At 47.6% G+C, this 18,159-nt stretch carries 17 protein-coding genes; 12 read left to right on the forward strand and 5 right to left on the reverse strand.

Annotated elements, in window-relative coordinates; all coding sequences use genetic code 11:
* Nucleotides 1-465 precede the first annotated feature (465 nt).
* The 4 genes from ACFSB2_RS12890 (at nt 466) to ACFSB2_RS12905 (ending at nt 2,383) form a co-directional block, all read left to right on the forward strand.
* Nucleotides 466-1,287: a ParM/StbA family protein gene (locus ACFSB2_RS12890; protein WP_377943474.1), complete on the forward strand. Its 822-nt coding sequence runs from the start codon at nt 466-468 to the stop codon at nt 1,285-1,287.
* Nucleotides 1,259-1,537 (forward strand): hypothetical protein, encoded by a 279-nt coding sequence (locus ACFSB2_RS12895; protein WP_377943475.1) that lies wholly within the window; start codon nt 1,259-1,261, stop codon nt 1,535-1,537. Before ACFSB2_RS12890 ends, ACFSB2_RS12895 begins: the two co-directional genes overlap by 29 nt.
* Before the next feature lie 115 nt (nt 1,538-1,652).
* Nucleotides 1,653-2,123, forward strand: a complete 471-nt coding sequence (locus ACFSB2_RS12900; RefSeq protein ID WP_377943476.1) for a hypothetical protein — start codon at nt 1,653-1,655, stop codon at nt 2,121-2,123.
* Nucleotides 2,123-2,383 carry a hypothetical protein gene (locus ACFSB2_RS12905; RefSeq protein WP_377943477.1) on the forward strand — a complete coding sequence of 87 codons (261 nt, stop codon included), beginning with the start codon at nt 2,123-2,125 and terminating at the stop codon, nt 2,381-2,383. Before ACFSB2_RS12900 ends, ACFSB2_RS12905 begins: the two co-directional genes overlap by 1 nt.
* A gap of 837 nt (nt 2,384-3,220) precedes the next feature.
* On the opposite strand, the gene ACFSB2_RS12910 is transcribed toward ACFSB2_RS12905, so the two are convergent.
* The 3 genes from ACFSB2_RS12910 to ACFSB2_RS12920 form a co-directional block, all read right to left on the reverse strand.
* The gene (locus ACFSB2_RS12910) at nt 3,221-3,436 is read right to left on the reverse strand and encodes a helix-turn-helix domain-containing protein (protein ID WP_377943478.1); all 216 of its coding nucleotides are present in this window, start codon (nt 3,434-3,436) and stop codon (nt 3,221-3,223) included.
* A gap of 365 nt (nt 3,437-3,801) precedes the next feature.
* Nucleotides 3,802-3,981, reverse strand: a complete 180-nt coding sequence (locus tag ACFSB2_RS12915; RefSeq protein WP_377943489.1) for a zinc ribbon domain-containing protein — start codon at nt 3,979-3,981, stop codon at nt 3,802-3,804.
* Nucleotides 3,982-3,986: 5 nt separating this feature from the next.
* On the reverse strand, nt 3,987-4,145 hold the full coding sequence (locus ACFSB2_RS12920; RefSeq protein ID WP_377943479.1) for a hypothetical protein: 159 nt from the start codon (nt 4,143-4,145) through the stop codon (nt 3,987-3,989).
* Between the two features lie 335 nt (nt 4,146-4,480).
* Here ACFSB2_RS12920 and ACFSB2_RS12925 point away from each other — a divergent pair, with 335 nt between their 5' ends.
* The 4 genes from ACFSB2_RS12925 (at nt 4,481) to ACFSB2_RS12940 (ending at nt 12,302) form a co-directional block, all read left to right on the forward strand.
* Complete coding sequence (locus tag ACFSB2_RS12925) at nt 4,481-6,625, forward strand: ATP-dependent Clp protease ATP-binding subunit (RefSeq protein ID WP_377943480.1); 2,145 nt, start codon at nt 4,481-4,483, stop codon at nt 6,623-6,625.
* 472 nt (nt 6,626-7,097) lie between these two features.
* On the forward strand, nt 7,098-9,284 hold the full coding sequence (locus tag ACFSB2_RS12930) for a GxGYxYP domain-containing protein (protein ID WP_377943481.1): 2,187 nt from the start codon (nt 7,098-7,100) through the stop codon (nt 9,282-9,284).
* Nucleotides 9,285-9,503: 219 nt separating this feature from the next.
* Complete coding sequence (locus ACFSB2_RS12935) at nt 9,504-11,696, forward strand: GxGYxYP domain-containing protein (protein WP_377943482.1); 2,193 nt, start codon at nt 9,504-9,506, stop codon at nt 11,694-11,696.
* A gap of 366 nt (nt 11,697-12,062) precedes the next feature.
* Nucleotides 12,063-12,302 carry a Spo0E family sporulation regulatory protein-aspartic acid phosphatase gene (locus ACFSB2_RS12940; protein WP_377943483.1) on the forward strand — a complete coding sequence of 80 codons (240 nt, stop codon included), beginning with the start codon at nt 12,063-12,065 and terminating at the stop codon, nt 12,300-12,302.
* On the opposite strand, the gene ACFSB2_RS12945 is transcribed toward ACFSB2_RS12940, so the two are convergent.
* Nucleotides 12,217-12,396 (reverse strand): DUF3973 domain-containing protein, encoded by a 180-nt coding sequence (locus ACFSB2_RS12945; protein WP_377943484.1) that lies wholly within the window; start codon nt 12,394-12,396, stop codon nt 12,217-12,219. The two genes, ACFSB2_RS12940 and ACFSB2_RS12945, sit on opposite strands and share 86 nt — an antisense overlap.
* A 223-nt stretch (nt 12,397-12,619) precedes the next feature.
* Nucleotides 12,620-13,075 (reverse strand): OsmC family protein, encoded by a 456-nt coding sequence (locus ACFSB2_RS12950; protein WP_377943485.1) that lies wholly within the window; start codon nt 13,073-13,075, stop codon nt 12,620-12,622.
* 1,295 nt (nt 13,076-14,370) lie between these two features.
* Here ACFSB2_RS12950 and ACFSB2_RS12955 point away from each other — a divergent pair.
* Genes ACFSB2_RS12955 through ACFSB2_RS12970 form a run of 4 tightly spaced genes read left to right on the forward strand, consistent with a single transcriptional unit; the run spans nt 14,371 to nt 17,811 of the window.
* The gene (locus tag ACFSB2_RS12955) at nt 14,371-14,706 is read left to right on the forward strand and encodes a hypothetical protein (protein ID WP_377943486.1); all 336 of its coding nucleotides are present in this window, start codon (nt 14,371-14,373) and stop codon (nt 14,704-14,706) included.
* An 11-nt stretch (nt 14,707-14,717) separates the two neighbouring features.
* Complete coding sequence (pdhA, locus tag ACFSB2_RS12960) at nt 14,718-15,791, forward strand: pyruvate dehydrogenase (acetyl-transferring) E1 component subunit alpha (protein WP_377943490.1); 1,074 nt, start codon at nt 14,718-14,720, stop codon at nt 15,789-15,791.
* On the forward strand, nt 15,788-16,765 hold the full coding sequence (locus ACFSB2_RS12965) for an alpha-ketoacid dehydrogenase subunit beta (protein WP_377943487.1): 978 nt from the start codon (nt 15,788-15,790) through the stop codon (nt 16,763-16,765). The genes pdhA and ACFSB2_RS12965 overlap by 4 nt, the downstream gene beginning before the upstream one ends.
* Nucleotides 16,766-16,818: 53 nt before the next feature.
* The gene (locus tag ACFSB2_RS12970; protein ID WP_377943488.1) at nt 16,819-17,811 is read left to right on the forward strand and encodes a beta-ketoacyl-ACP synthase III; all 993 of its coding nucleotides are present in this window, start codon (nt 16,819-16,821) and stop codon (nt 17,809-17,811) included.
* The last annotated feature ends 348 nt before the right edge of the window (nt 17,812-18,159 follow it).

Below are 18,159 nucleotides of genomic sequence, written 5' to 3' on the forward strand. Positions count from 1 at the left end.
AACTTTCTGAGCTGTTCTTTTGAAACCTTAGTCACTCTTATGTCCTCCCAATCTCATACTCCCTTTTGGGGATTGGGAGTTTACACAAAATATTTTACACACTCTTAGTCGCGTTTAGTAACCCACCAGCATACATCCTCTTGAAGGGCCCCCTATACAGCGGCCGATAAATCTATGGATTGATCCTATCCTCCATACTTCTAAGAACCATTGAATATCAGGCGAAGTCGTTCCAAGCCATATCAGTTTACAAGCGAACTTCCTAAGTTTCATTGTCACACTCGTATTTTAACAATCACCAGCTTGATCTCCGATTCAATCAAACGCTGCGCTTTTGAGAGCCTAGATACGTTTTATCCTGCATCCCTGTATTTAATATTTACTTTAATATCCAAGAATAGTGGACAAGCAGACAAGCATATCCTCTCAATGTGTAGTCAATGAGCACGCAGGGAGGTAATTACTATGGGGACCATCATCAGCGTCGACTGCGGTCGAAGTGGCGTAAAAGGCGTCAGCGAGCATGAACGCCTCTATTTCCGGGCGGCGCTCGGAGCGCATAGGGAGCTTCGAAATGGACGTGAACTTGGTATTGATGAATTCGACGTCTTATACAAAGCTGAGCGATACTTCATCGGCCGTATCGCAGCTGAAGAATCAGAAGATGGCACACAAATGATGACCGCATACAAAGCGCATACGGACACAAAGATCCTTACGCTGACCGCCATCCATCGTCTAACGCATCCAGACGCGCGTGTAACACTTATCACCGGCCTTCCTCTTAAGTATCACATAGAATCAGATAAACAGCGTATGCGCGAGCTCTTAACCGGTGAACACGAGCTGACGGTGAATGGGGTGAAAAAACGATTCACTATCGAACGCGTAGAAGTCGCTGCAGAAGGGGCTGCAGCTGCTTGGCATATCGGTCGAACCCGCCGTGACCGATTCCACGTTGTAGATATCGGGAGCCGGACGGTCAACTACGTCACCATGCTCAATGGGCGATGGATTGACAAAGACTCTGACTCCCTTGATTACGGATTCGAGACATTCCGAGGAACAGAAGCGCAGTTCGCTCGCGTCCTCATCGCAGATCTTGGACGACTCCTGCGCCCGCTTGGACCAATCGTCCTGGTCGGAGGTAAAGAAACGCTTGCAGCCCATCTCCAAACGTATCAAGACAAAATAGAGATTCATCCGGATGCCCTATTCGCTAATGCGGTTGCATTTCGGGAAATGGGAGTGACCATCAATGCCAAATCGAAAGCCGCGTCGAGATAGTGCCAAATGTTCCATCATTAATCGTACGGTGTCTTTCAACATTGAGGATCCGTTTCAGGCACAGTTGCTCGCAGCTGTCGACCAGTGGACGAATTTCTCAGGTGGGGTAAAACGACTCATCGCGGCTTCTCTAAGCCCTCAAAGCCCCATTCAGATGCAATCCTTCTCCCCAATCATGCAAGCGCCGGAGGGGCAAAATCTCAACGTCACAGACGATGCTGATGAATGGGACCCGATAGAGCTACTTTAGTCATTGAGTATACCTTGAGCACTTCATGAGTGGAGAGTCCATGGAAGGGAAGGCGTGGGACTGTGGGACTGAGTCCCGGACATTTTTCGAAATTTCAATGCTGGAGGAGTGGCGTATGGGGGGCAGAGTAGACAAGAAGATTCAAACGAAACCAACGATTTCACTGGTTGATTTCGAGCTTGTTCACGACATCACCATTTTCCTTAGATGTGGCTCGGACGGAGATACGGGACGCCGCATTGCGCTCACCGCGCTGGACGACATGCCAACCATCAATCATCTGTCACCTTACATGTGGAGAGACTACGCACGAGGTGACCGGATGTGGATCGGCCACGAAGACAACCAGAACCTTGATGAGCTTTTACCGGACAAATGGGAACGGACCAAGCGGTTCCCTATCCGATTCGAAAGAACAGAGTGGCGACGTATCGATGGTCTCGCCCTTGCACTCGGGCGAGACAAGGCAAACACGACAGCAGTCCTCCTACGGCTCGCGGTGCGTTGTCCGCGAGTGCTCGCAACAGCAGCGCCAGGATATGCTTATCGGTCTCAATACAGTTTGAGAAAAGGAGTGTTTGGCTGATGTTTTTTAATCCGGTGGTCACCATTCCTAAAGACACGTATAGAAGAGTCGAAATGCTGGTTTCCGAAATTGCTCGCATGCAAACTGGAATCGAACTTAAAGGGCCTGACCTCGATCACGAATGCGACCTATTTATCGCCAATGTAGCCGAAGAATACGTCCGGCAGTATTTCGAAGAATCGACGCGGTCTGTTGCCCAGTTTGTTTCTATAGCCCAGAAACCGGAAATCGAAGAGAAAAAACTCTGGAGACGGCGATGAAAGACGGGTCCCCCCCTTCTAGAATGCATATTTTCTCCATGGTCACCCTACCCTACGCAAGATTTGCGTAGGGTAAATATTTTAAATAAGGGTTAGAATTCAATATTTACGGTTATAATGAGAACATAAGTAGCGGTAGTAGCATCGTGATGGCGCTGCATATAGTGTATTTGATGTGCCATTCTACGAAATGCAAAGATCGCCACGTCTTTGTGGCGATCTTTGCATGCTTTAGAGATAGATACTGCCGACGACCCATGCAACTATTGAAAAAAAAACAACCAACGTCGATGTGAAGAATCCAATCCACAGTGGAAATCTCTGTGGCCATTTACGTTTTAATTGCCTTAACACAAAGATCGTTGCCAATACCATAGCGACAAGTAGTGTCCAAGACAACATCACGTTAAAGTCATTCAGATACCAGCTCATATGCATAGTATACCCACTGGATTGTTCATTGTTCTACAGTAAAATACCCCTTATATATCCATTTCGGAACGAGATTTTGATGCAACTCGTAATGAAATCTTTATCACTGATTTATTCGTTACTCATCAGACGATGCCACTTTGGCTAACATACCGAACAGTGAAGCGATCACCATCACCACAACCACCAAGCCAATCAGCATACATCTTCCTCCTCCTTTGAATGACGTACTACATCATTCGGAAAGGAAACTCCATCCAACCGGGGTCAAAAATATTCTTCATACTCGATTTATCGGCAGCGCATTTAGGCATGTATCTTACGGCGCATGCCGATGCCATATGTATACCGGATTCCACCCTAAATTCCACGATTACACGCGATTTCGTTAGAAGTTGCAAATTCTCAAATATCAGGCCATATACTATCTACTTTGGCACCTAAAGCTCGAGCTATCCGATAAGCAGTTTCATTTTGAGGTTTGCGGACCCTTCCAGTTCGTAACGCCGTTACAGTTGCACAACTTACCCCGGATCTATCCGCAAGTTCATTCACATTCACGTCTCGTTCCGCCATTAGAACACGCAAGCGCGCCGCTGGTTCATGTTTCACACGCATCATGCCCACCCCATCTAGCTTAGCTAGTCATAGGATGGACACAAACATATGGATTTAAACCACGTTTTAAACAAATCATCGTGTCTATCACGAAAGAGAAGGCGACTCAGCACATCGTACATCATCATGCTTTGAAAAGAACCAAGGGGAGTATCTGGTTAAACACGATGCGCTCAAGGATTCGAAACACTAAAAAAGCTATAATCGGTGAAAAGTCTATACCGTTGCAAAAGACTTATAAAACCTTGATAGTTTTCGCTCTTTTCCCAATTCGTCGCGTCCGATTTCGCCGTGGCTACTCTCGTTTATGTGACGCTCCAAGGGCTTAAACTCCCGACCAACGAATCGGTACATATGCGTGTCGTCGTTTATGCTGACAGTTCGCGCATTCCATATTGCTTGAGATTGATGGCCGCGTTCAAGTCTCTATCCATTGTCATGCCACATTCAGAACAGCGGTACATCCTATCAGACAGCTTCAAGTCTGTTTTCTTGTGCCCGCAGTCTAAACAACGCTTCGATGATGGATAGAACCTATCCGCGATCATCAACCTCACGCTGTACCACTTGCACTTATACTCAAGCTGCTTGCGGACTTCTGCAAGGCGATTGTCTTGTATCGCTTTTGCAAGCCGATGATCCAAGCAACCATCATATAGGAATACAGATCAAAACAATCACTCAATACGATATACGCCACGCGAATCGTCACTCAAGCACCTCGTTTCTCCCTGCATGATGATTCAATACTATTCATTATTCCCTTATCGTCAATTAAGACTACATCGAAAACGTTGTTTCCCTTAGTTAAACCAAGCTCCTTGGCAAAATGCCTGTCCTGGGTCGAGGTCACCCTTTCAACGATACGAGTGAGAACATCACTTATAGGCACTTGCCAAGAAATGATGGATTGATTATAATGGTCAAGGAAAGTCAAAGTCAGACTTTCTTTTTTAGCCCGATAAAGGTCAAAGTTAATCAAAGTTAAAGGCATAGCCAAGAAACTAAACAAAGTATGAATGTTGACGATATAAGGAGGAGCAAGTGATGCGTTGTGAACACTGTAAAGTGAACCAAGCGAGTTATGGGATGCGCCTGCAAATCAATGGGCAGGTCAGAGATCTTCACCTTTGTTCCGATTGCTACAGCAAAGTCGGAGATCAACTCAAGCGTCCGGTGGGGGCTTCTCCATTTGGAGGGTTGACAAATGGATTCCCATTTGAGGAGCTCTTAAAAGATTTCGGGATACCGGGTGTTGGTAAGGCCAACATGCCGCAAACTCAACCTGGGGTTGGCGGCAGTGGTTTTGTGGACGAGTTTGGGCGGGACATTTCTCGTCTGGCGGCAGAAGGTAAGATTGACCCAGTGGTTGGACGTGACAAAGAGGTGGCTCGAGTGATTGAAATTTTGAATCGTCGTAACAAGAACAACCCGGTACTCATAGGTGAACCTGGCGTAGGGAAAACTGCGATTGCAGAAGGGCTTGCATTGAAAATTGCTGAGGGACAAGTTCCGTCCAAGTTGCAAAACAAGCAAGTCTACAGTCTCGACGTTGCATCGCTTGTAGCAGACACTGGTATTCGCGGACAGTTTGAAGAACGTATGAAAGGTTTGATAGCTGAACTTGGTGAGCGAACAGACGTCATTCTCTTCATTGACGAAATTCACTTGCTTGTGGGAGCTGGATCGGCTCAAGGTTCAATGGATGCAGGAAACATTCTTAAGCCTGCACTGGCCCGCGGTGATCTACAGGTGATTGGTGCGACGACTTTAAAAGAATACCGAGTGATAGAGAAGGATGCAGCGCTTGAACGTCGTTTCCAACCGGTCATGGTCAACGAGCCATCCGTGGATGAGGCCATCGCCATTTTGAAAGGCATTCGCTCGCAGTATGAGTCGTTCCACAAGGTGTCTTACACAGACGAAGCGATTCGCGCATGTGTAGTTTTGTCGAGCCGATATATCCAAGATCGCTATCTGCCAGATAAGGCGATTGACTTAATGGATGAAGCGGGGTCGAAAGTAAACTTGCGCTTAGGAGATCACAATCCATTTGACCTGGAAGCTCGTCTGAAGCAAGTAGCGCACAAGAAGGAACAAGCAACTAAGCATGAAAACTACGAGCTTGCAGCGAAGTTGCGTGACGAGGAAACGCAACTGCAAGCTGAGATTCAAACAGCCGACAAGGTAAGTGGCAAAACTGAAGTTAAACTTGCAGACATCCAGCAAATCATTGAGGAGAAGACCGGCATTCCGGTGCAGAAACTGCAAGAGGCTGAACAGGCCAAGTTAAAGGATCTTGAAAATCGCCTATCCAGCAAAGTGATCGGCCAACAAGAAGCAGTTAAGAAAGTGGCCAAAGCCATTCGACGGGGTCGTGCAGGTTTCAAGACTACTCGCCGGCCAATAGGTTCGTTTCTCTTTGTAGGCCCCACAGGCGTTGGTAAGACAGAACTCGCCAAGTGCCTTGCGGAGGAATTGTTTGGAACGAAAGAATCCATGATTCGTCTCGATATGAGTGAGTACATGGAGAAGCATTCGGTGTCTAAGCTCATTGGATCCCCTCCGGGGTACGTTGGATATGACGAAGCTGGTCAACTCACTGAACAAGTGCGTCGGCGTCCATACAGCCTGATTTTGTTGGATGAAATCGAAAAGGCTCACCCGGATGTACAACATATGTTTCTTCAAATTATGGAGGACGGCAGACTCACCGACAGTCAAGGACGGACCATTCGCTTTAATGACACGGTAATCATCATGACCAGTAACGCAGGTGTGATGGAACGGAAGAGCACGGTTGGATTCGGTGTCGATGTAGACGCAAGTCAAGCACAGAACCATCTGGCATCTCTGGGTGCTTTCTTTAAACCAGAGTTTTTGAATCGGTTTGATGCCGTCATTGAGTTCAACGCCCTTAGGGAACCTGACTTGGTGCACATTGTCGATACGATGGTGAAAGAACTGCAGGACAGTCTCAGCGAACAACAAATGACCCTCATCATGACCGATGACGCAAAGAAGAAACTCGCGAAAATGGGATATAGCGCCGCATTTGGTGCGCGACCGCTACGCCGGGTGCTTCAAGACCAAGTTGAAGACCAAATTTCAGATCTACTACTCGACCACTCAGAGGTTCAACAACTCACGGTTGACGTAGAGAATGAACAAATTGTCGTGCGAGTTTCCTAAGAACATAGGGCTACTCCCGATGCACCGCTACAGGTGCCTTTGAGGAGTAGCCCTTGTTTTTTTTAGGTCCAGATATGTGTACGAAGACATTGGTCGTTCACGCGTGAATCTCAAATCCACTAAGGTGTACGAGCTAGACGTCCGATGGAAGAGACACTTCGAGCATTTGGCACACACCCAATATGGTAGCAGTCCTATTCTCTCATAAGGCATGACATGATACCCTGAACTGTCAAAAAGGTCCCAAATTCATACGTCTTTGTCCGTTTTTCATTTCCAGTTAGAAAATTATTGTATGTACAATAATAATAATCAGAACATTCGTGCTATAAAGAAGGTTTCTGTGAAGACGCAATAACCGTTGTCTCTTGTCATTTGGGACGAGCACGGAGCCCGTTATGAGCGTGAGCGGTCGAAGACCGTTAATCGCATAGATGTACAAGATGACGATATCAGGACATAGGAGGATCACATGCACAAATTCGTGAGAAAAATGATCAGGCCGACAGTGGGATTGGTAGCAGGCGCTTCCACACTGTTCTCGACGGTCGAACTTGTGGACGCGCAAACGAATAGCCCAGTAGTGGCATCGTCAACATCGATCGATAGGGGCAAATCGATTACGGCAGACCAGTTGTGGATTAAGTTCAGCAAGCCGAAATCCTTGATTGCGGCTGACATTCAAACAGCTAGCAGCGACGTGAAATTGGCGGCGGTTACGCTGCAAGGCGCTTACAACCAACAACAGCTTAGTACACGGATTTATTTGTCCCAGACTGCGCAAGACCAGACTTGGCTACAACAAGCGGTGCCGAAAGATGTCAGAGTGACAGATCTGTCCGTTTCGCAAAGTGATCCAAACGCGGTTCTCGAAGCGTTGTTGGCTCAGTACGGCCACTCGATTAAAGGTGCCATCGTCACAGATCCGAGCAATCCGGACACGGTCAATCTTGCGACCACTTTGGCGGGCATCGACGACGCGATGGTGATTACGCCGAGCCAAGAGGCACTTGTAGAGAGCTACGGTATCAAGATTCTGCATGATTTTCGCGATGACCATTTGACAGGCACCGTAGCCACATACCAGTGGGCGATCGAAAATTTATTACCCAAGACTACCACGAAGGATCTGGTGATGCTCAGTCCAGGTACTACCGGTGATATCCGCGATTACGCGGTGGCTACGAAGTCGTTCGTATTCTATCTCACCTCAACCGACCCACAGCAGAAGGCATTGATGGACGAGATCTTACAACACACGCCGGCCAATACGCCGATTCTTGGCTACGTTCCAAATGAAAATCCGGACGTGGCGGAACTGAGCAGGGAGGGGCATTTCTTAAACGCCTCTGATCAGCTCGCGAATGAATCAGTATGGGCGTCGATGCCGAGTCCGAAATCGTTTCAACAGTCACAGCCCCACGCGGTTAAAGCGACGCCTAACACGGTATATGTTGCTTTTCTGGCCAGCGACGGTGACAATGCCCAATACATTCAGCACCGCATGCTTCAGCTCTGGCAGGATCCGAATTTAGGAGCAGTGCCTACCGGGTGGACCATCGCTCCAGGGATGATTGATTTCGCGCCGACACTTATGTCTTTTTACTACCAGCACATGCCAAAAAATAGCGAGTTGGTTTCGGGGCCTTCTGGAGTTGGGTATGCGACGGCAGAGACAGGAGCAAATCTGGTTCAGTTTGCAAAATTATCAGGTGACTTTATGCGCAGAGATGACTTGCATACGGTTGACTACTATGGCTCAGTCGGATCCTTGGATACCTATGCCCAGGTGTCCGGTGTGACTGGCATCGCGTACAACGGCCCCCTCGTATCCGAGAACAGCGGGCAAACAGCGATCTATGGTCAAACCAATGGCTATATCAAGACCCCGAGTGATTTGCTTTACACCATTGAGCAGCAGGCCACGAACGGACAGATCGGGCAGCCTTTGTTCCTGGAACCGCTTGTCGATACCTGGACACTTACGCCGAGCGATGAGTTGGCGATTGCACAGAACCTGACTCTGTATGGCGAAAAAACCGGGCAGAAGTTCGTATTTCTGACGCCCAGCGAATTGGCGTTGACCATGAAGGCATATCAGAATCACCAAGAGGAAGAGCTGCCGACGTATAATGCTCAAGCGATACCGGGCTCGGCATTGCTCAAAGATGGTCCACCTGCGCAACTGACGGGCTATACGCCGCCTTCCCCGCAAGGGCCAAATCTTGTCTCCAATCCGAGCGGTGAAGAAGGCACACAGGGGTGGTCGATCGCTGACGGCGGCAATGATTCTACCCTGACTAGTACAACGTATGAGGGCGGTCCCGCATTGGATTGGCAGATTCCCGGTAACCTCTCGAGTTCAGACTGGGTTCATTATTACCCGCTTGTGCAAAACGGAAAGACCTATACTTTCTCGGTGCAAGTGGCAGGTACAGGACAAGTGTATATGGACATCTTTAACGGTGCCGGTGATAACGAAACATTGCCCGTCACTTTAAGTAAAAATTATCAGACGCTAACCTGGACGGTATCCATCCCGGATAATGCACCTGGCGGACAAACCGGATCAGCTCCACAACTGCAAGTCCGCCTACCGGGTTCATCGAGCACCACGACGGTGTACATCCGAAATGCCAGCGTACAACTTTCTAATTAAATCGCAATCTGGTGCCTGGATGGCGAGTGGGAGCTAGGGACGCGAACGTGACTATCATTTCAATTTAGATGATTCCTTTTGCCGCAAGCAAAGCATGGCTCGAGCCCAATGAAAGAGAACTCCTCGGCATAAACGGTGACAACCGTTTATTGCATAAATCCAAGCGGTGCACAGTCTTACATATCGCTTGAGAATCTTGAAACCAAGGAGGAATATCACATGCCCTTGAGTAAGAAAATGGTCGGCCTGACGCTTGGCCTCCTAGCTGGGGGAGCCGCAGTATGGCCTACGCTGGTGTTTGCCGACACCCAAGCTCAAAGTCCTTCGGCCACGCCTTCCGTGGCAACACAGAGTGCTCAATCCCAACCACCAAATGATTTGTGGATCAAGTTCAGTAAACCAAAGACCTTGATTGCGGCTAACATTCAAACCGCAAGTTCAGATGTGCAATTAGCGGCGGTTACGCTGCAAGGCGCTTACAACCAACAACAGCTTAGTACACGGATTTATTTGTCCCAGACTGCGCAAGACCAGACTTGGTTGCAGCAAGCGGTGCCGAAAGATGTCAAAGTGACAGACCTGTCCGTTTCGCAAAGTGATCCAAACGCGGTACTCGAAACGCTGTTAGCTCAGTTCGGCCACTCGATCAAAGGCGCCATTGTCACGGATCCGAGCAATCCGGACACGGTCAATCTTGCGACCACCTTGGCGGGCATCGACGACGCGATGGTGATTACGCCGAGCCAAGAGGCGCTTGTACAGAGTTACGGCATCAAGATTCTGCATGACTTCCGGAATGATCATTTGACGGGTACCGTGGCGACATATCAGTGGGCGATTGAAAATTTGTTACCCAAGACTACCACGAAGGATCTGGTGATGCTCAATCCAGGTGCTACAGGCGATATCCGTGATTACGCGGTGGCCACGAAGTCGTTCGTATTCTATCTCACCTCGACCAATCCGCAGCAGAAGACATTGATGGACGAGATCTTGCAACATACGCCGGCCAATACACCGATTCTCGGTTACATTCCGGATGAGGGACCGGATGTGGCGGAATTAAGCAGCCAGGGCCATTTCTTGAATGCCTCGGATTTTCTGGCCAATGAATCGGTATGGGCATCCATGCCGAGCCCGAAATCGTTCCACCAGTCACAGCCCCACGCGGTTAAAGCGACGCCAAAAACGGTGTATGTCGCCTTCATAACCAGTGAAGGCGACAATGCCCAGTACGTTCAGCATCGTATGCTTCAGCTGTGGCAGGATCCGGATTTGGGGGCAGTGCCCACCGGTTGGACCATCGCTCCAGGGATGATTGATTTCGCGCCGACACTCATGTCGTATTACTACCAGCACCTGCCGAAAAGTAGTGAGTTACTCCCAGGACCGTCTGGTGTTGGGTATGCGACGGCAGAGACTGGATCGAACCTGGTTCAATTCGCCAAGTTGTCGGGCGAATTTCTGCGGCAGGACGACATGCATACGGTCGACTATTGGGGAACGCCCAGCGCACTAGACACCTATGCACAAGCGTCCGGTGTGCCAAGCATCTCGTATAATGGGCCAATCGGTTATGAGACGAGTGGAAACACGGCCATTTTCGGACAGACCAGTAGCTATATTGCAGCTCCGAATGATTTGCTCTCTACCATTGAGCAACAGGCTACAAACGAGCAGAATGGGCAGCCGTTGTTCTTAGAACCGCTCATCGATGCCTGGACCCTTACACCGAGTGACGAGTTGCAGATTGCCCAACAACTGACCCTTTTTGGCGAGAAGACTGGACAGAGATTCGTGTTTACGACTCCAAGCGAACTGGCGTTGACCATGAAGGCGTATCACAATCAGCAAGAGGAAAACCTGCCGACGTATAATGCTCAAGCGATACCGGGCTCGGCATTGATTAAAGATGGTGTCCAACCTACCCAGTTGACGGGCTTTACCCCTACTTCCCCGCAAGGCCCAAATCTCATTTCCAATCCGAGCGGTGAAGCAGGTACGACAGGTTGGCAAATGGCCTACAGTGGCCAGGATGCCACCTTGACCAACACAACCTATCAAGGAGAATCGGCCCTAGAGTGGCAAGTCCAAGCCGATATTGGACATACAGACTGGCTTTCCTATTACCCGTCCGTGCAAAATGGGAAGACCTATACCTTCTCCGTGCAATTGGCGGGTTCTGGTGTGGCGTACATGAATCTCTGGACGGGAACAAGTAATGTTCTCACATTGCCTGTGAATCTGAGTTCCAAATTTCAAACACTTACATGGACGGTGACGATCCCGAGCAATGCGCCTAGCGGACAAACTGGGCAAGCACCACAACTACAGGTCGGGGAACCTGATGCTGGTGATGTCAACGTGTACATCCGGAATGCGAGCGTACGGGAGTCCAGTCCGTCGAACTGACAAAGGAAGGACAGCGTAATCGCTATTCTTGGTATGCAGCCATCTCTGCAGTAAGTTATGAATTGCCGGTCTCCGAGGGCTACGCCGCAGTCCTTGGAGACGGTTATAGGAGGACTTCGTATGTGGATGTCAACGTCCCTAACGAAGGAGGCAGTGACATCTCCTAGGATTCCCCACTGAAAACCCTTGTTCTAGCCTAAGCGAACGAGGGTTTTCTTTTTGTTTATAGACACATACATCAGTGATTGTTGCAGTGAAAATATAGGTTTTGTATCGACAAAACCAGACAGTATTCGGGGTACTCAGTGTGGTATGGTGGACATTGTTGTAAAAGTTTGACGACAATATGGGCAAGGGGTTTATAACGTGAAAACCAGAAGCGAAACTGTCGAGCATTTAAGGGCCCTTTTAATTAAAACGGCCGAAGAACGAGGCAGTCTTACACATCCTGATGTGATTGTTATCAGTCAAAAACTAGATCGCCTTCTAAATGAGGTTCAGTTTAAAAACACCCGTTCGATCATGGATTCTTTTTGGCATCCTTTTTATCGATACATGTCCCAAGGGGGACGTCACGGCCATTTATACGGCGAAAACCAGTATTGAACACGGCGTCACCTGGCTTAACTTGATGATGTATCTCTTTACACTTTAAGCAATAGTACATTCTATAATCACCCGTCATCTCATGATTATACATAAATCATATATAAATACTAGGTGTTGGGTGTTGGGTGTTGGGTGTTGGGTGTTGGGTGTTGGGTGTTGGGTGTTGGGAATGTTTGTGTTTCGCTATATAATATCATATTATTTCCATTTGGTATCGTGCCGATTGAATAGACAGGGCTCTACAGAAAAGTAAAGTGAGTCCTAGCAAAAACCGGGCTTGAAAGCCCGTCGGTTTGTCTAGTCAATTAAAACACTTAGTCTTGCTCTTTTAGGCTAATATTTACTTCAAGTTGCACATCTACGTTTCCTTTAATAGCTCTTGTAATCATGCAGCTTGCCTCCGCCTTTTCAGCAAGCCTTTTTACCTTTTCCTGGACCTCGGCACTGCTTTTAGCAGGCAGTACAATAATGGGGCGGTGTATAATTTTATTAAAAGTGTTCACTCCCCTGGTTACTTCCACAATCGCTTCTGACTCCAGAGAAAGAGAATGAGCCTCAAGGGAACTGATCTCCAGCATGGACGCTAAAGTGATGATATAACAAGTGGCAGCAGCCCCGAGCAGCATTTCGTCGGGATTGGTTCCAATACCGGGTCCATCCATTTCATGAGGAATGGATATCTTTGCTTTTAGATTTCCCGCATCTATGCTGCCGACACTGTATTTTCCGCCGGGCCAGTCAGCTTTTAAATAAAAGTGGTGTTCAGCCATCCTTTATCGCTCCTTTTATTGTGAATGTCTGAAAATGTTGAAAACAAAAAAGTTTGTGTTTTACACATCTGTTATAAGGATAGGGCATTTCTTGAATTTTAGAAATGATGGGGCAGCAGATAGTGGAAAAAAGGAGATTCGCCTCATGGCTATCAAGGTTTGAAGTAAAAAACGGTCCTGGTACATAACACCAGGCATAGTGGTGCTGTCCGGATAAGCTTTGGAAGAATGGACGTTATGCGTGCGTTGAAATGAAAGCACTTTGAAGCTCAGATTATCGTAATGGCTGTCCAATTGGTATTTACAATACAGCTTAAGTTATTGGGACATCGCAAAACTGATCAATGAAGAGGAGTTCAGGTTTCTGATATCACAATCATGCAATAGGGCCATTGGTCCTGTCCAGAGTTGGACAATCGTATTCGACGTTATTTGAAGCCAACCACCGATTTTCCTTCAGAGTTGACGAAACACACTTTAAGTAGAGGGATAAATGGATTTATCTATATAGAGCAGTAGATTTTATAGGGAAAACTATTCACGACCACTAGGCAAAAGACCTTGGCTCAAATCATGCGGGAGAGTGGGCTAAGAGCCGCACAGTACGCAAGTATAATCGACCGCAAACTCGAAGAATAATCAGCCTGTACACGATAACATCCTGAATCAGACGTTTCAGGCACAGCGGCAAATTAAGTGTGGATGGCGGAGATTCCCTATTGCTGGACAAACGAAGTATAGATATTTGCGGAAAGTATCATGGATCTGTATACGCGAAAAATCGTGGGATGGAAAGCATATTCGCGGATGACAAAAGAGTTGGTCACATATGGCTCGGGCGAGATTTTCGTGTGAACGATAGTACCGACTCTTTATGTCTTAAGGATTTGTTCCGAAACGTTCTCGACACCAACGAAGAACCGACTGCGCCAAAAGCTGAGATGACCCCAAGTCAGACGTTATGCGAAGATTAAACAAGAAGCTAACTTGTTGGAGCGTTCAGAACTTCCTGGTCCAGTCTAGGACGCCACTGTTCCTTAATGTCGAAATTTATTCATGGTACTGTGAACGTTCTTCGACTACGTTTCAGTCAGTAGAGAAGAGTACCTTCACCTGTGATACCATAGCCTACGCATCTTGATCCGATAGTGGCTGATGATACAGGGCGAGAGGTGGACGGGCATTCGGTCGTACCATAATCGTTTTACCTAACATCACGCTGATAGGCTTATTTATCGCCAACACTGTTGGTTTCCTTCACACTGAAACGAGATCTACGCTCGGATGCGGGCACGTTGGCCACTCTGTCATGGGATGGTGATCCGGATACATGGGGTTTGCAAACGCTCGTGGCGTTCGGTCGTCGAGAGACTGTCGGCGTCAGCACTGAGTTTTTGCTCGCCACCGGTGTTGGTTTGATTTCTTCCCGGCCGCTGGATGGAAATCCGCTTAGATTTGAGGGTTTTGAGGATTCAATTTTATACCCCATTGAATATATAAAGCATTTCGAAATCCCAACCACACCATATACGGCGTTCTGTAAGAGAACAAAAGCAATGCTGCAAAAGACTCACTTATTTCGGAACTTTATATTCAAGTTTCTGATCAAACAATTAAGTGTATACACCTAGTAAGAGCGCGTATTCGTACGGTCGAAAGAACAAACGAGGTGAATCTTACGAAAATCCCATTTCATCAAGTACTACGTGAAGATGGAACATTGGTAGAACGAACATATTTGAACTTGGAATTTGAATTTATGAAAGAACTTATGCATAAAATGGTCTTCACTCGCCAGTGGGATGAGCGGGCGATAAAGCTCTCCCGACAAGGACGGATTGGATTCCATGCACCAGTATCGGGACAAGAAGCAGCAATGATCGGTACTGAAGCGGCGATGAATCGGGAAGATTTTATTGTACCGGCATACAGAGAAATGCCGACTTTGTACTGGCATGGATATCCGATGCATCAATTGTTTTTGTATTCACTCGGACACCAGCAAGGCGGGAATATCCCAAAAGATGTACATTGTTTTGTCCCACAGGTCATTATTGGGGCACAGATTGTAGAAGCGGTGGGCGTAGGACTTGCTTTTAACCTCAAAAAGGAGCCTCGGGTGGCGATTACCTATATCGGTGATGGGGGCACCTCACAAGGAGATTTTTATGAGGGATTAAATTTTGCTGGTGCTTTGAATGCCCCGGTTGTCTTTGTGGTGCAGAATAACGGGTACGCGATATCCGTGTCTAGGGAAAAACAAACCAAAGCCAAGACGCTCGCGCAAAAAGCAGTTGCCGCAGGGATTGAAGGAATACAGGTCGACGGAATGGATGTCCTGGCTGTTTATGACGTGATGAAAGAGGCACTTGATCGTGCACGTTCTGGAAGGGGCCCCACACTCATTGAAGCGGTGAATTACCGGTTCTTACCGCATACGCTAAGCGGGGATGACCCGTCTCGATATCGTAATTCAGAGGAAGAAGAGCACTGGCGGAAGAAAGACCCGCTCATTCGTATGCGCAAATTTTTGACGGTAAGCAGTTATTGGACTGAACAGGACGAAAACAATGCTATCGAATGTGCAAACGAGGCAGTCCAAAAAGCGATAGAACTTGTGGAAAAGACGCCTGAAATGACCCATGATGATTTGATTAATTTTGTGTTTGAAAAACCCACTCCGCAACTGATTGCTCAGAGGAAGGAATTCAAATGACTCAGATGACAATGCTGGAAGCGATCCGAGACGCGCTTGATGTGTCTTTGGGCGCGAATCAACAGTTGCTGGTTTTTGGAGAAGATGTCGGACAAAATGGTGGGGTGTTTCGGGCAACCGATGGATTGCAAAAAAAATACGGGGAAGACCGGGTGTTTGATACTCCTTTGGCGGAATCTGCGATTGCAGGCCTCGCGGTTGGTCTTGCTATGCAAGAATTTAAGTCGGTCGCGGAAATTCAATTTTTTGGATTCGTGCTTGAGGCGATGGATCAGATTTTGGTACAGGCTTCGAGAATGAGATTTCGCACGAGGGGACGTTACAACTGCCCGGTCGTGTTTCGCGCGCCGTTTGGCGGCGGTGTAAAGGCACCAGAATTGCATTGTGATAGCTTTGAGGGGGTTTTCGCACAAAACCCTGGTCTAAAAGTTGTCATTCCATCTAACGCTTATGATGCAAAAGGGTTACTGTTATCTGCCATTGCGGACTCAGATCCTGTGTTGTTTTTGGAGCACCTAAAACTGTATCGCAGTCATCGAATGGATGTACCTACGGGCTATTATACCGTTGACATTGGTAAAGCAAATGTGGTTCGAAAGGGCACAGACATTTCTTTGTTTACTTATGGCGCGATGGTAGCTGTAGCGTTGGCCGCAGCAGAAGAGTTGAATGATCAAGGTGTCTCTTTGGAGGTCGTCGATTTACGCACGATTTCCCCGCTTGATATGGACACGGTGGTCAAGTCGATTCAAAAGACGAATCGTGCAGTTGTACTGCAAGAAGCAGCGAGAAGTGGTGGAATCGCGTCCGAATTGATTGCCCAAATTAATGAGCAGGCGATTTACCATCTTAATGGTCCTGTGGTCCGTATTTCCCCGCCTGATACCTTTTATCCGTTTACTCAATTTGAAGATAAATGGTTGCCAAATGTCCCGCATGTTGTAGGCACTATTCAAAAAGCACTATTGGTCTAAACAATATGATTTGAAAATCGTCGCTTAAAATTTCGAAATGGGGTGAAGTGGAAATGGAAAATGATATTCGGGCTGGGGTTTTAGGTACTGGTTCCTCAGTGCCTGAAAAAGTATTGTCAAATACAGATCTTGAGCAGATGGTGGAGACTTCGAATGACTGGATTGTAACCAGAACGGGAATCGAAGAACGTCGTATTGCTAATTACGGAGAAAGCACATCGGATTATGCGACTTTGGCATGTAGGCGGGCATTGGAGAGTGCTGGTGTATCAGCAGACGAAGTCGATTTAATTGTTTGTGCCACTGTCACACCCGACATGATGTTCCCTGCCACCGCTTGTCTTATACAACATAAACTTGGTGCGAACCGTGCAGCGGCATTCGATATGTCAGCAGCATGTAGTGGTTTCATCTACGCATTATCTTTGTCATCAGCTTTCATAGAAAGTGGTAGGTACAAGAAAGTGCTAGTTGTAGCCGGGGATTTGCTGTCCCGCATCACAAACTATGAGGACCGTTCTACATGCATCTTATTTGGAGATGGTGCTGGTGCGGTTTTGCTCGGACCTGTGAAGGGGGACAAAGGCTTTCTGGCATTTGATCTTGGTGCAGACGGCAGCGGTGCAGATTTCCTGTTACAACCCGCAGGGGGCTCAAGTATACCTGCAACCTTGGAATCGGTCGAAAAGGGGTTGCACTATCTACAAATGTCCGGGCAGGAGACGTTCAAGTTCGCAGTAAAGGCGATGGTATCGTCCACAGAACGAGTACTTGAAACTGCAGGGATTGATATAAAGGATATTGACCTGCTCATTCCTCATCAAGCGAATATACGAATTATTGATGCAGCTCGTCGTCGTTTCGGTTTGAATGAGGGGAAGGTAATGGTCACACTTCATAAGTACGGCAACACGTCATCATCTTCGATGGCAATTGCTCTAGATGAAGCTGTACGCGAAGGCCGTGTTAAAGCGGGAGACTTATTAGTAATTGTCGGATTTGGTGGGGGACTTACTTGGGGGTCTACGGCGCTACGTCTGAACTAAAGAGCTACTAGATCGGAGTTTCGCTGTCCATATCGAAGATGCATTCCCATGTTGGATATGCGTTTGTACAGCTTGGCAGACTCGTCTTCAACTCGAGGCCAGGGGATGATCATAGCTAATTGGCATCAGCGGTTATTTTCGTTCATATGGCCCTCGAAAGGAAGAAAGAACCCGTGAGGGAGAAGCATCTGATTCGGGCCTTTGTGATACACAACAGTGTCCTCGTTCTCAAGTGATCCCAATCCTGGTGTTAGGTTAAAAGTGTGGACACAACGAATCAAGAATGTGAAAATAAGTAAATTGATTCGAGGTGTCTACGATGACAAAACAATACGATGCAGATTTCAA

The organism is Alicyclobacillus fodiniaquatilis (assembly GCF_042678105.1).
GTDB lineage: Bacteria > Bacillota > Bacilli > Alicyclobacillales > Alicyclobacillaceae > Alicyclobacillus > Alicyclobacillus fodiniaquatilis.

Excerpts from the sequence above, each read along its gene's own strand:
- ACFSB2_RS12890 (WP_377943474.1), top strand. The coding sequence starts at position 466 with ATGGGGACCATCATCAGCGTCGACTGCGGTCGAAGTGGCGTAAAAGGC.
- ACFSB2_RS12895 (WP_377943475.1), top strand. The coding sequence starts at position 1,259 with ATGCCAAATCGAAAGCCGCGTCGAGATAGTGCCAAATGTTCCATCATT.
- ACFSB2_RS12900 (WP_377943476.1), top strand. The coding sequence starts at position 1,653 with ATGGGGGGCAGAGTAGACAAGAAGATTCAAACGAAACCAACGATTTCA.
- ACFSB2_RS12905 (WP_377943477.1), top strand. The coding sequence starts at position 2,123 with ATGTTTTTTAATCCGGTGGTCACCATTCCTAAAGACACGTATAGAAGA.
- ACFSB2_RS12910 (WP_377943478.1), bottom strand. The coding sequence starts at position 3,436 with ATGATGCGTGTGAAACATGAACCAGCGGCGCGCTTGCGTGTTCTAATG.
- ACFSB2_RS12915 (WP_377943489.1), bottom strand. The coding sequence starts at position 3,981 with ATGATCGCGGATAGGTTCTATCCATCATCGAAGCGTTGTTTAGACTGC.
- ACFSB2_RS12925 (WP_377943480.1), top strand. The coding sequence starts at position 4,481 with ATGCGTTGTGAACACTGTAAAGTGAACCAAGCGAGTTATGGGATGCGC.
- ACFSB2_RS12930 (WP_377943481.1), top strand. The coding sequence starts at position 7,098 with ATGCACAAATTCGTGAGAAAAATGATCAGGCCGACAGTGGGATTGGTA.
- ACFSB2_RS12935 (WP_377943482.1), top strand. The coding sequence starts at position 9,504 with ATGCCCTTGAGTAAGAAAATGGTCGGCCTGACGCTTGGCCTCCTAGCT.
- ACFSB2_RS12945 (WP_377943484.1), bottom strand. The coding sequence starts at position 12,396 with ATGTATAATCATGAGATGACGGGTGATTATAGAATGTACTATTGCTTA.
- ACFSB2_RS12950 (WP_377943485.1), bottom strand. The coding sequence starts at position 13,075 with ATGGCTGAACACCACTTTTATTTAAAAGCTGACTGGCCCGGCGGAAAA.
- ACFSB2_RS12965 (WP_377943487.1), top strand. The coding sequence starts at position 15,788 with ATGACTCAGATGACAATGCTGGAAGCGATCCGAGACGCGCTTGATGTG.
- ACFSB2_RS12970 (WP_377943488.1), top strand. The coding sequence starts at position 16,819 with ATGGAAAATGATATTCGGGCTGGGGTTTTAGGTACTGGTTCCTCAGTG.